The sequence below is a fragment of the Psychrobacter sp. DAB_AL43B genome (assembly GCF_900168255.1).
Lineage (GTDB): Bacteria > Pseudomonadota > Gammaproteobacteria > Pseudomonadales > Moraxellaceae > Psychrobacter.
In genome coordinates this window covers 230,018-243,074 of record NZ_LT799838.1, presented here as the reverse complement: position 1 = coordinate 243,074, position 13,057 = coordinate 230,018, and the positions used below count along the sequence as shown (strand labels likewise).

13 protein-coding genes and 3 tRNA genes are annotated in these 13,057 nt (G+C 42.6%); 14 read left to right on the top strand and 2 right to left on the bottom strand.

The annotated features are described in order from the left end of the window. Window positions 1-236 precede the first annotated feature (236 nt). The 14 genes from DABAL43B_RS01095 to DABAL43B_RS01030 all read left to right on the top strand — a co-directional run bounded on the left by DABAL43B_RS01095 (window position 237) and on the right by DABAL43B_RS01030 (window position 11,997). Window positions 237-2,147 carry a tetratricopeptide repeat protein gene (locus DABAL43B_RS01095; RefSeq protein ID WP_227516715.1) on the top strand — a complete coding sequence of 637 codons (1,911 nt, stop codon included), beginning with the start codon at window positions 237-239 and terminating at the stop codon, window positions 2,145-2,147. Window positions 2,148-2,256: 109 nt separating this feature from the next. Continuing rightward, a complete protein-coding gene (locus DABAL43B_RS01090; RefSeq protein WP_079690625.1) occupies window positions 2,257-2,568 on the top strand; it encodes a transposase in 312 nt (103 codons plus the stop codon). Further along, window positions 2,565-3,446: an IS3 family transposase gene (locus DABAL43B_RS01085; protein ID WP_171996307.1), complete on the top strand. Its 882-nt coding sequence runs from the start codon at window positions 2,565-2,567 to the stop codon at window positions 3,444-3,446. Before DABAL43B_RS01090 ends, DABAL43B_RS01085 begins: the two co-directional genes overlap by 4 nt. Window positions 3,447-3,507: 61 nt before the next feature. Next, window positions 3,508-4,260 carry an IS5 family transposase gene (locus DABAL43B_RS01080; protein ID WP_079690684.1) on the top strand — a complete coding sequence of 251 codons (753 nt, stop codon included), beginning with the start codon at window positions 3,508-3,510 and terminating at the stop codon, window positions 4,258-4,260. A 296-nt stretch (window positions 4,261-4,556) separates the two neighbouring features. After that, window positions 4,557-5,201 (top strand): lipoprotein insertase outer membrane protein LolB, encoded by a 645-nt coding sequence (lolB, locus tag DABAL43B_RS01075; RefSeq protein WP_079690683.1) that lies wholly within the window; start codon window positions 4,557-4,559, stop codon window positions 5,199-5,201. A 75-nt stretch (window positions 5,202-5,276) separates the two neighbouring features. After that, window positions 5,277-6,245 carry a 4-(cytidine 5'-diphospho)-2-C-methyl-D-erythritol kinase gene (ispE, locus tag DABAL43B_RS01070; protein ID WP_079690682.1) on the top strand — a complete coding sequence of 323 codons (969 nt, stop codon included), beginning with the start codon at window positions 5,277-5,279 and terminating at the stop codon, window positions 6,243-6,245. A 78-nt stretch (window positions 6,246-6,323) separates the two neighbouring features. Beyond that, window positions 6,324-6,902 carry a hypothetical protein gene (locus DABAL43B_RS01065; protein WP_079690681.1) on the top strand — a complete coding sequence of 193 codons (579 nt, stop codon included), beginning with the start codon at window positions 6,324-6,326 and terminating at the stop codon, window positions 6,900-6,902. Between the two features lie 172 nt (window positions 6,903-7,074). Further along, window positions 7,075-7,150 (top strand) — tRNA-Gln (locus DABAL43B_RS01060). A 243-nt stretch (window positions 7,151-7,393) separates the two neighbouring features. Next, window positions 7,394-7,469, top strand: a tRNA-Gln gene (locus tag DABAL43B_RS01055). Window positions 7,470-7,579: 110 nt separating this feature from the next. Beyond that, window positions 7,580-8,527 (top strand): ribose-phosphate pyrophosphokinase, encoded by a 948-nt coding sequence (locus tag DABAL43B_RS01050; RefSeq protein ID WP_079690680.1) that lies wholly within the window; start codon window positions 7,580-7,582, stop codon window positions 8,525-8,527. 343 nt (window positions 8,528-8,870) lie between these two features. Continuing rightward, entirely contained in the window at window positions 8,871-9,554 is a 684-nt protein-coding gene (locus DABAL43B_RS01045) for a 50S ribosomal protein L25/general stress protein Ctc (protein ID WP_079690679.1), read from the top strand. A gap of 195 nt (window positions 9,555-9,749) precedes the next feature. Next, window positions 9,750-10,331: an aminoacyl-tRNA hydrolase gene (gene pth, locus DABAL43B_RS01040; protein WP_079690678.1), complete on the top strand. Its 582-nt coding sequence runs from the start codon at window positions 9,750-9,752 to the stop codon at window positions 10,329-10,331. Window positions 10,332-10,444: 113 nt separating this feature from the next. Next, a complete protein-coding gene (gene panD / locus DABAL43B_RS01035) occupies window positions 10,445-10,825 on the top strand; it encodes an aspartate 1-decarboxylase (protein WP_079690677.1) in 381 nt (126 codons plus the stop codon). A 197-nt stretch (window positions 10,826-11,022) separates the two neighbouring features. Next, window positions 11,023-11,997 carry a calcium/sodium antiporter gene (locus DABAL43B_RS01030; protein WP_079690676.1) on the top strand — a complete coding sequence of 325 codons (975 nt, stop codon included), beginning with the start codon at window positions 11,023-11,025 and terminating at the stop codon, window positions 11,995-11,997. 13 nt (window positions 11,998-12,010) lie between these two features. Here DABAL43B_RS01030 and DABAL43B_RS01025 read toward each other — a convergent pair whose 3' ends face one another. Both DABAL43B_RS01025 and DABAL43B_RS01020 read right to left on the bottom strand, forming a co-directional pair. Further along, complete coding sequence (locus DABAL43B_RS01025) at window positions 12,011-12,658, bottom strand: RDD family protein (protein WP_079690675.1); 648 nt, start codon at window positions 12,656-12,658, stop codon at window positions 12,011-12,013. Window positions 12,659-12,835: 177 nt separating this feature from the next. After that, window positions 12,836-12,912 (bottom strand) — tRNA-Arg (locus DABAL43B_RS01020). Window positions 12,913-13,057: the final 145 nt, after the last annotated feature.

Below are 13,057 nucleotides of genomic sequence, written 5' to 3'. Positions count from 1 at the left end.
AGCGATTTACTGGTAAAAAACCTCCTCGATTGCTAATATTTAAGTAACACGGGCGCTCTTGTTTATATCCTCAATCTACTCTTATAATGTTCGATATAAATATTCGTCACAGACATCTGATTTTAAAGCGATTGTAATTAAATCGCCTTTTTATGATGCAGATAATTTCATGGGTAAATAATAGGTAGACACTGCTAGCTATGGTTTTTTTTGGGTCATTATTTAGACAGCAACCTATGCATAACGCTCAATCCAGCCTCCGAGCTTTACTGCACGCCGTTATTGAGCGTCTATGCCAACGTTATAAGCTAGCTTTATCGCTGGCCATTTGTTTGTGCCTAGGGTTACCTGCTCATGCCAACCATTCCAACAATGTAAGCTCATCATCAAACATAAAATTATCCGAAACCTCATCAGCTATCGCCAATGATACAGCCGTCACTGATAGCGCCTCTAGTAAAATGCTTAATAGTAAAACGCTTGATACTCAAACTCAGATAACTGAAAGTGTGACAGATGTAAATCGTTTGCCACCCAGCGAAGCGCCAGCTGATTTTAGCGAACCAAGCTTATATGCGCTTTTAGATGCAGAGTTTGCAGCAGATCGCGATGATACCGAAAGAGCGCTTACTATCTATAAACAGCAGTCTTTTAAACAAGACGCGACAGCGGTGTTTGAACGGGCACTAAGCTTATCGTTACGTCATGAAAACGTTGAAGATTCATTACAATTTGCCAAAACATGGCAAGACCAAAACCCAGATCACGTGCCCGCTTGGCTTTATGTCGCTCATTTAGCACTGCGGGCGCACGATTATGAGTTGGCGGGTGAAACCCTAAATCGTATCTTAAGTTATGATCCTCGCGCCGACCTCAGTGAAATTCTTATCGGGATTTATCCAAACTCCGATGAAGACAGGCGCGAATTACTCGCAGCCTTACAGCCTATCGCCAGTGAACAAAACGCCTCGCTATCAGTATTAAAAGCCGGTTTGCTCTACCAGTTTAATGAGCCTGAGATTGCCCTCGTGCATATCAATCGGGCGCTTGAGCACCAACCGGACTATGTACCTTTTATTACCTTAAAAGCCGATATCTTGCGCAAAATCGAACCGGCGGAGGTAGTCATTAAGTATGTCAGCCAAGCACGTCTACGTAATCCTGACAGTAAAAACTTATACCTATACGAGATTCGCTATTTACTTGACTTACAACAAAGCGAGCAGGCATGGCAACGCTTACTAGACGCCCACGAGCGTTTCGCTGATGATGCTGAGATTACCTTGTTAGCTGCACTAGTCAGTTTGGATATTGAAAAGTATGACAGTGCCGACCAGCTACTTAATATGTTGGCCAAAAATTCTGCTTACCTTGATCAAGCCTACTACTATCTTGGTATTAGTGCCGAGCGCCAGCAGCGCTTTGAGCAAGCCAAATACTATCTCAATGCCGTCATGCAAGAAGACTTGGTACTAGAAGCTCGTAGAAAAGTAGTGGCGTTTGACTTACTCAATGACGATGTCGATGCCGCAATCGCCACTTTAGAAAAACTGCGTAAAGATTTTACCGTATTCGCACCTGATAGCATTGTGCTACAAGCCGATATTTTATGGCAGCAAAATGAGCCTGAAGAAGCATTACGTCTATTAACTCGGGCAGCTCGTAAGTACCCTGATAATGAGATGTTGCTATTCGCCCGCGCCCAGCTTCTTGATGATAAGGATGACTATATCGTTAAGCGCACCTTACTCAATCATTTGCAAATGCTCGACCCTACCAACCCGTCCTATCAGCTTAGTTATGCACAGCTACTGCTCGTCAATGAGCGTGGCTCTGAGCAAGGTTTGGCGCTGGCAACCGCTATTATACAGATTCGCTACGATGACCCACGTTACGACAATGAGCTGCATCTACAAGCGCTCAATGTGCTGGCAGGCAATGCCTTAGCCAATGAAAAGTACCAACAAGTCATCGACTACCTACAAACACCTTATGAGGTACTTCCCACCCTGCGCTCAGGAACTTTACTCCTACGCGCTTATCAAGGCTTAGGTGATGATGAAAAAGTCGAGAGATTACTGGCCGACTTGCAGCAGCGCTTCTCATTTGGACAGCACAATATCAATGACCGTATACAATTATACTAGGGCGTGTTGAACATTGGCGATAAAGTGTTGGCAAAAAAAATAACTGTAGTGGCATAATAAATTAGGACAGCACGTAAGAGGTTTATACTAACCCAAAGAGGAAAATAGTATGACCAACAAACGCAATCAATATACCCGAGAATTTAAATTAGAAGCCATCAGCTTAGTTGTTGATCACAACCGCACCATACCTGATGTGGCCGATTCCTTAGGGATAGGTAAATCCACCTTGCAGAAATGGCTGAGTCAATACCGTCAAGAAATGAGTGGCCAAGCACCTAAAGTCGGCAACGCTTTAACGGATGAACAGCGAGAACTTCAAGAATTGCGCAAACAAGTTAAGCGGCTGACTATGGAGCGTGACATTCTAAAAAAGGCTTCTGCTCTGCTGGCATTGGACAGTCTGAACGGCTATCGTTGATAAGAAATCTGGCAGAGCAAGATAAACAGGTGAGTAAAAGCCTTTTGTTCAAGCTGTTTGGCGTGATGAAAAGCAATTACTACTATGGCATGCAGCCCAAGCCCATCAGTCTTGAAACCGTCAAGCACAAGGCATTAATTCGTCAAATATTTAACGACTCAAAGCAATCAGCAGGCGCTCGCAGCATTGCCGCCATACTAATGAATGAACACGGCATCAAGCTGACCCGCTATATAGCAGGTAAATTCATGGCGCAGATGGGGCTTAAAAGCTGTCAGTTAAAGATGCATAAATACAAGCACGCTGACGAGGCGCATAAAACGCATCACAATATCTTAAATAGAAATTTCAGTCAAACAGCACCCAATCAAGTCTGGACGGGCGATGTCACATATATTCGTATCAAAGGCGGCTGGTGCTATTTAGCTGTTGTTTTAGATTTATATGCCCGTCGTATTGTTGGCTTTGCCGTGTCAGATTCGCCTGACAGTATGCTGACAACCAAAGCGCTGCAGATGGCATATCAGACGCGCTTACAGCCAATTGGAGTGCTGTTTCACTCTGATCAGGGAACCCATTACACCAGTAAGAAGTTTGCTGAATCCGTGGCGAGTTGTGAAGGTATGACACAGAGTATGAGTCGTCGTGGTAATTGTTGGGACAACGCGCCTACTGAACGCTTCTTTAGAAGTTTTAAGACTGAATGGATGCCAAAGGGCGGTTATGAGAATATTACTGAAGCTAAGATCGCCATCAGTAATTATATCTGGGGCTATTATCAAACCGTGAGACCGCATACTTTCAACGATTATTTAACACCGCTAGAAAAAGAGAAACGATACTTTAATAAAAACCTCTTATCAGGTGTCCTAAATTAGTTGACCACTACATAACGAACGTCTAATCTTTAAGTTCTCACACCAAAAGATCACGTTCGCTATGCCTCGTACCATGCTCAAAGATGAACACTGGACTAGACTAAGACCTATCTTACTAGAACTGAATATTTATGACAAAGGAAATCTAAGACAAACAGTTGAAGGTATACTTTATCGAATGCGCGTTGGTTGCCCTTGGCGTGACTTACCCGAGAATTTTGGTAAGCCTAATACCATCTACAAAGCTTATCAACGCTGGTTTCGCAGTAATAAGTTGATTGCGTTGTTCGCTTTATTAATCAAAGATTCAGACCTCGAATGGGTATTTATCGATGGTACTCATATTAAAGCGCATCAGCATAGCAGTGGTGGTAATGAGAACCTGCAAGGTATTAGCAAAAGTGTGGCAGGACGTGCCACTAAGATCCATTTAGCGGTTGATGCTCATGGTAACCCAATCACTTTTATCTTATCAGATGGCACCACTCATGATGTGAAGATAGCACCAGACTTAATTGATAACATAGATTTGAGCGCAACAGTGACCGTATGCGCCGATAAGGGTTATGATTCTGAGGCACTGCGGGCGCATATTAAACAAGCAGGGACGCGTGATAACATCCCTCGAAAACGAAACACGAAGTCCTCTAACGACCATATGGATTGGGACTTGTACAAAGTCCGCCACTTAGTAGAAAACGCTTTCGCTAAACTAAAAAACTATAGAGCAGTTGCCACAAGATTTGATAAGCTCAAGCAAAGTTATGAGAATACGGTGGCGCTTGCTTGTGCTTATCTCTGGTTGAAATTATGAATGTTCAACACGCCCTAATGGACATATTGGATAAGCTATCTAGTTTTGCAGTGTAATCGAGTGATTTTAAAAGAGATGCATCGCTGCGGGGATAATTTTTTCGAAGCCTTTGGAGTGTGGAGCGCCCAGCAAGCGAGGAAAAACCATCTCAGCAAAGCGCTATTTATTGAAGCCTATAATTACAAGCCACTTATAAGAAGCTAACAGCCACGCATAACCGAGTAACAAATAAGATTTAAGCTAACCTATTTTCTAAACAATAATTTTGCAAATTTGTCCATTTTTGAGGAAATATCATGTCAGTACTAACCCCTTCATATAATAAGAAGCATAATAAGTTAGCTCTATTCACCGCTATGACGGCAGCGATGCTAATCACGTCTGGCTGCCAATCAATGAAAACCGCCAATGCGACCAACCAGCCTACTACCACCGTACAAGGTCAAAACGCTGAGCAACCCAAAAAGCTTGAGAGCTTTAATATCACTGGTAAAATTGGCGTCACAACACCTGGCAATGACACAACCGGCACCCAAGGCGGTAGTGCGTTTTATGCGTGGGGCCAACAAAACGATCGCTTTGCCATTGAGCTTATCGGCGCGCTAGGTATTGGTAAAACCAACATCGAATACAACGGTCAATCAGCGACTTTGGTTAGCGAAAAAACTGGTACGTTGACCGCGGATGACCCTGAAACGCTACTGAAAAAAGCCACCGGCTGGCAAGCGCCTATCTCACAAATGCCTTATTGGGTATCTGGTCGCCCAGCACCTTCAGATAGCGCGCCGCAACTTGACGCACAAAACCGTTTAATCAGTTCGGTCAATGGTGAGTGGCAAGCGAGCTTTAGTTATAAAGGCACAGATAAGCTACCGAACAAAATCAGCGCCGTTCAGTCGCAAGGCAATAAAGTCGTCATGACGATTGACCATCAAAAGTAATAGCGTCACGTAGGTTTGAGTGCTATACAAAAACTGCTATTTGAGAATTTCGCTTGAGAATTGTGACGATCATTTATGACTAAAAACGCTGCTACCGCATCAGTTATCAGCCGCTTATCACCGGCAAAAATTAATCTATTTTTGCATATCACTGGTAAACGTGCCGATGGCTATCATGATTTGCAAACCGTCTTTCGTCTGCTTAATTGGGGTGACTATCTGCATTTTTCGGTCGCAGATAAAGTAATAATCACTATTGATAGCGTAACAGGTAATAGTGCAGCCAACGTTAATAGCCTGTGTGGTCAGCTACTAACGTTAGATGGTGCAGAAGCTATAACTGGCAGCATAGAGGACAATTTAATTTTTAAAGCGGCTCGTGCCCTACTGATAGCTGCTATAAACTCAAATAAGCTGCCTGAGCAACTGCCGTCAGTACAAGTGACTTTAGATAAGCATTTGCCAATGGGCGCAGGCTTGGGCGGTGGCTCATCTAATGCCGCGACGACTTTGATGACGTTGAATGAGATTTGGCAGCTTAATTTTACTCAAAATGAACTAATAAAAATCGGTACTAAAGTAGGCGCGGACGTGCCAATCTTTATCTTTGGGCAAGATGCGATTGCGATGGGTATTGGTGAGGAGCTGACAGCCATTGATTTACCAGACCAACAGTATTTAATTTTAACGCCTAACGCACATGTGAATACTGCTAAGCTTTTTGCACATACGCAACTGCAGCGAGATATCGCCCCGCTATCGATTGAAACCATTAAAAATCAGTCCAATGATTATGTGCAATATTTAAAAACGCCTTACCAAAATGTGTTTACGCCTGTGGTTACTAGCCTTGCCCCTGCTGTCGCAGAAGCATTATGTTATTTGCAAAGTTTAGAAAAAATAGCATTGGGCACAGCACGTATGACTGGCTCGGGTAGCGCAGTATTTTTGCCATTGGATGTGAGTGTGGTTAATGATAAGGCACTTTTAGCAAAGTGGATTACAGATGCGCCTTGTGCAGGGTATGTAGTGGGAAATTTGTAGGGTCATACTTAAGAGGTACGTACCCTTTCTGTGCGCTGAGCGCACCCTACTTAAACTCTAAAATCAGTTGGTATTACTATGAACCATTCACATCTCAATAAGAGTGTAATAGCAGCCACGTTTTTTGTTTACCTGTCATCAAGTTTGACTGGGTGTACATCACTATCCAAATCTCATGATGAATCTAATTATAATCGCTTGTCTGATAATATAGTTTTGCCACAGAAACTAGAGATAAAAGCGAAAGATGATTCTCAAAAGATGGCCATTTCTCAGCAAGACTCTAAAGCCAGCTCACCTGCTGAACTATTCACTTATGCAACTACTCTTTCAATGCGCGAGATCAATTTTGTTTTAAAAGGCAAGTATGTTATTAAAAATAACTGCTTATACTTTGTCAAAAATAACAATGAGTATCTTAGTCCTATTTTTTATCCAGATAGAGTCGTTCTTTTTGAGAATGAACAAGTCATTTCTCTAAATGAAACAAAAGTTAAACTCGGTGAGGAAGTTGTTACGAGTGGTAGAATTCAAGAACGTATAGGTCATTACTATTTACGAAAAGGTGATATTGTTGTTGAAGACCCAGAGAATACAGCTTGTTTGACAGAACCCGCGGTGTTTATGAGTGGTAGAGTGGTGAATCCTCTAGTCTAAATCAACCTCGTATAGCTTCAATTTGCGATTCAAAAACTTAATAAAAAATATCTATTCACTATAATAGTAGTTATTCAATTCGCGCTAATTCAATTAGTTTCGAATAAAAGCCATTAAAAGCCGTAAATGACTTGCAAAAGCTGAATATTTATTTATAATAGGTCGCCTCAATAGGGGTATAGCCAAGTTGGTAAGGCATCAGGTTTTGATCCTGACATCCGTTGGTTCGAGTCCAGCTACCCCTGCCATTTTTAAGCTCAAAGCGTTTGATGTGTGCTTATTATAAGCAGTTTATAGATAGCCGCTTATCGTATTGACATTGACAATGTTATCCCAGTTTCGGTATAGTTCGCAATGAACACCGTTAGGGAAAAGTTATGTTTTAGACGGTTTATCCGTTTATCAGATAACGAACAGGTCGTGACGCTATTCTAAGAATGACTGTTAGTAAAGTTACGATTAGATATCGACGTACACAGCCTAGACATTACAGGGGTATAGCCAAGTTGGTAAGGCATCAGGTTTTGATCCTGACATCCGTTGGTTCGAGTCCAGCTACCCCTGCCATTTTTTACTGTAATAGTAGTCATCAATAGTTTTCCATACTCTTTTCTGAATTTGAGCAGTTTGACACTGCTTAGCGGTCGCTGCTTGAGTCAATCAATAGGACTTCTGTCATGCCTTATTTGGCGATTTTTACGGGTAATGCCCACCCTGAATTAGCAAAAACCGTAGCCGATCATCTTCATATACCTCTTGGTAAAGCTGACATCACGCGTTTTTCTGATGGCGAAATTGCCGTGGAAATCAAAGAACACGTACGCGGTAAAGACGTGTTTATCATGCAGCCTACTTGTGCACCGACCAACGACAATTTGATGGAAATCATGATGATGGCTGACGCTTTGCGTCGCTCTAGTGCTGGTCGTATCACAGCTGTCATGCCTTATTTTGGCTATGCGCGTCAAGACCGTCGTCCACGCTCAGCTCGTGTACCTATCTCAGCTAAAGTCGTCGCTGATATGTTAAACATCGTCAGTATCGATCGCGTGATGACCGTTGATTTACACTCAGATCAGATTCAAGGCTTCTTTGATATCCCAGTAGATAACATCTACGGCACCCCGGTATTACTCAACGACCTACAAAAACAAGATTATGACAACATCATGGTCGTCTCTCCTGACGTCGGCGGCGTCGTACGTGCGCGCGCGATGGCTAAGCAGTTAGGCGATACCGACATGGCGATTATTGATAAACGTCGTGCCCGTGCCAATGAATCACAAGTCATGCATATCATCGGTGATGTCCGTGACCGTGATTGCGTGATTGTTGATGACATGGTCGATACCGCAGGGACGCTATGTAAAGCTGCCGAAGCACTCAAAGCAAATGGTGCACGCCGCGTAGTGGCTTATATCACTCACCCTGTGTTGTCTGGTAATGCGCTGCAAAACATTAGTGAGTCGGCATTGGATGAGATTGTCGTCACTGACACGATTCCATTATCTGACGCTGCCAAAGCTTGTAGCAAAATTCGTCAAGTAAGCATCGCGCCAATGTTGGCTGAAAGCTTACGCCGTATCAATAACGAAGAATCTATCAGCGCGATGTTTGACGCTTAAGCTTTATGGTCGATTAAAAAAAGCGTCAAGTTTCATTACTTGGCGCTTTTTTTGTTCAATAGTTTTACTTAATGATTTTACGCTATCATTTATATAAGCGTTTTGCTTGGCTTTTTTGCACGGTCGTTTTGTATGACCATTTTACGTAGGTCTTTATTATTGTTAAAGAATCACGTATAATGCGCGCCTGTATTCATCATTAGCTAACCTCTATTATTTTAGGTGTTTTTATACTTAGCGACATGATTTATACTTTCTAAAGTATTGATTATCCAGTGGTAGGCTGGTCGCAAGTCTATTATTGCTGGTAGATACTTCACATACTCTCTATAGGATTATATCCATGGCTATTGATCATTTTGCAATCAACGCGGTTGACCGCTCTGCTGAACAACAAGGTAAAGGTGCGAGCCGCCGCCTACGTAAGCAGAACCTAGTTCCTGCTATCATTTATGGTGGCGGTGAAGAACCAACGGCTATCTCAATCAAAATCAACGAGCTAGTAAAGTCACTTGAATATGAAGCCTTCTTTTCACAAATTTTGACCATCACGACCGATAAAGGCGATGAGCATCAAGTTGTTATCAAAGATCTACAACGCCATCCTGCTAAAGGTTTCCCAATGCATGCTGACTTCCAGCGCATTGTGAAAGGTCAGAAAATCAACATGAACATTCCTGTACATTTCACTGGTCGTGAAGAAGCGCCTGGTACGAAAGCTAGTGGTATTCTATCAACGCTAGTAACTGAGATCGAAATCGTTTGCCTACCATCACAGCTACCTGAATATCTAGAAATAGATGTATCTGGTATGGAAATTGGTGATCTTTTCCGTCTATCAGACATCAAACTACCTGAAGGCGTTATCATCTTTGATCTTGATATGGAAGATGCACACGACCGTACGATCGTTAACATGCAAGCTCCAACGGTTGAAGAAGTTGACGAAGACACTGAAGTTGATGCAGCTGAAGTACCTGCTACTGCACAAAGTGATAGTGCAGCTGAAGATAAAGACGGCAAATAATAAACAACCTCTATATAGCGACCTATCGTCTGCTATGTAATACAAGGTTTGTTTAGTCAAAAAAATAGCAGGTGATGCATATCTCCTGCTGTTTTTGTAAGTAAGGTTTGAGAAATCCAATGACTGCTATTCAGTAAATAGCACCATCATCACAAACCTTACCACTCATTTATTATAGTCAAGCAGGGTATTTTTATGGCCATAAAGCTTATTGTCGGTCTTGGTAATCCTGGTCAGGAGTATATGTTTACGCGCCATAATGCAGGATTTTGGTTCGTTCACCATTTGGCTCAGCAGTTTAATATTACCCTCGCGCCCGACAAAAAATTCCACGGGGTGACAGGACGCGGGCAAATTCATGGCTCTGATGTGCGTCTGTTGATGCCGCTGACCTTTATGAATAAATCGGGCCAGTCGGTTGTGCCCATGGTTAATTTTTATGGCATTGATAATGACGAGTTATTAATCGCCCATGATGAGCTTGATATTCCAGCTGGTAGCATCAAACTGAAAACCGACGGTGGTCATGGCGGTCATAATGGTCTGCGTGACATCACCCCGCATATCGGCAACGATTTTCATCGTCTGCGTGTGGGTATTGGTCATCCGGGTCACAAATCTAAAGTCAGTGGACATGTCCTCTCGAAAGCCTCACCAGATGAGCAAATTGCCATTGATAGCGCATTGACGGCCGCTTTTGAAGCCCTACCGCTATTACTAGAAGGTGATGTCGAAAAGGCACGTTCGCAAATTAATGGCTTTAAGTTGCTTGATTAAAACACCTGAATAAAATAGCTATTTAAGAAAAACAGCCTTTTATTTTAACAAGTCAATCCCCATTAACACTTTGATTTGACTCATTTATATCAGTTACACTAAGGAAGCAACCTATGCTACTTAATATGCTCAAGTGCAAATTACATCGCGCCCGTGTTACTCATGCTGAGCTACACTACGAAGGCTCATGCGGTATTGACGGTGATTTATTAGACCTTGCCGGTCTACGTGAAAACGAATCTATCGACATCTATAATGTCACCAATGGTAAGCGCTTTCGCACCTACGCTATCCGCGCTGAGGCTGGCTCAGGTATTATCTCCTTAAACGGTGCAGCGGCTCATATGGCTGATTTAGGTGATATCGTCATCATCTGTGCTTACGCGCATTTTGATGAAGTTGAAGCGTCAACATATCAGCCAAAACTGGTCTATTGCAACGAGGACAACAGCGTTAAAGACACGGCGAATATTATTCCTGTACAAGTGGCGTAATAGCCTTATTCGTACCGGCCTTCAATTTGCTTACTTTTATAAATAGTATTTTTATATTTGTCAGCAGCTGACTTATTTGTATATACCGTTAACGTCGAGCTGATTGAATCTGTAATTTTAATAGAAAAGCTGAATCTAAATAGGTTCAGCTTTTTTTATATCCATAGATGCGTTTAAATCCATAAGGAAAATTATCGATGGGGCTGGCAGTCATCGCAGTATTGATTGGTCTGACTATTTTGGTTTGGAGTGCCGATGTCTTTATTGAGGGCGCGACCACACTAGCAAACCATCTACGCGTTCCCAATTTTCTTGTCGGTGTCGTCATTTTAGGCTTGGGAACGTCAGCACCCGAGATGGTAGTATCTGTATTAGCAGCGCTACAAGGCAGCCCTGAGCTGGCATTAGGGAACGCCTATGGCTCTAATATCATGAACATTGCCTTAGTATTGGGAATCACAGCACTTATCAGCCCCATTATCATTCACAGTAGCATCGTCAAACGCGACTTGCCGCTGTTACTTGTCATTACCATGCTGGCAGCATGGCAGCTGCGCGATGGGCAACTCAGTCAGACAGACGGTGTCCTGCTATTGCTAGGATTGTTAGCGGTATTAACTTTTCAGATAATTGTCGGTTTGCGTGAGGGGAAGAGTACAACAGAAAATAGAGACAATATAGATAATAGCAAAGCTGAAACCGCTGGTTTATCTCGCGGTTTGGCAAGCTTAGTAATTGGCATGTCGATATTGGTATTAGGCTCACGCGCTATCGTCTGGGGCGCGGTCGAACTTGCAACCTATTGGGGGCTGAGCGAACTGATTATTGGTTTAACGATTGTTGCAGTTGGTACGTCATTACCTGAATTGGTTGCTAGCTTGTCAGCCGCACGTAAAGGTGAGCATGATATAGCATTGGGCAATATTATTGGCTCTAATACCTTTAATACCTTGGGAGTAGTAGGACTTGCAGCGCTCATCGCCCCTATTCAAGCTGACCCAATTATTTTGTCACGCGATGTTTTGGCGATGGGGCTGCTTACCACGTTATTGGTTGTGCTTTCTGTATTGGCTTTTATCAGCAAACGCCAACTTGGGCGTATTTCGGGTTCTATATTGCTACTATTTTTCATCGGTTATACGATATTACTGGCAAAAACTTTTAATCTATAGATTAGAATGGCGGCTATTTGCCTTGCTTGCGGTTTCTAATCACTCGCCATAGCCCATCATTTTCTGTTTTTGGCATCTTTAAAGTAATGCTATTAGATAACATGTCTTGCACCGCGAGGCCGCGAGAGTTAAACAAGCAAAACGCATAGTTAAAGACAAAGCCCAAAAATGCACTGGTTAATAAGATAGCGCGCGAGCCACCAATAACACTACCAATGATGCCAAATATAATCGGCATCATACTGGCTGCCAAAATCCGCTTAAATGATTGCCCCCAGCTCAGCAACTGACCATTACTATTGACCGTCTTTAAGCGCCACGTCTGCATACCCAATGTCTGACCACCACGACGCCAAAACAAACCATAAAAACCGACCAGCGTCAGTATAAGAGACGGCGTCATAATAAAGTTTTGATACCAAGTTGGCAGCGACTGGGCTTGTGATGATTCTGTACCTGCATTCATGGTCAATAGCGTACCAATAACGGTCAGCACAGTACCGACCAAGAACAATAATGCTAAAATTAACATGCCATCATAAAGAATAGCCGCCATACGGGTACCTGGTTTGGCAATCGCGAGCTCCTCAATCTCAGAGGTATGATGTGCTTTATTTTTAGCAGCAAATTTGGAGGGACGTTTAGGGAGACTCTTTGACATGGTACAAGCTCATAGCCAGCAGTGAATAATGGCTCTATTGTACCGTAATTGTGCTCATTATCGTATACTATCCAGCGCTGATGTTTACACCATAAAATCATAAACAGCAGATATAAAAAAACCGCCAAAGTGTCATAAGACAGGCGATTGATTTAGTAAAAAAGTGATGATGTAAAATGGTGCGCTTGGAGAGATTCGAACTCCCGACCCCTTAGTTCGTAGCCAAGTGCTCTATCCAACTGAGCTACAAGCGCGTATTTTACACATCATTTACTACGCGGTAAATAACTTTGTAGTAAATTAGGTTGGTAATTATATAGATTATATTGCCAGTGTCAAGACATTTTAATCATTAAAATATAATATTTTTATTTTAAAGATTAAAGCAGTTCAACAACG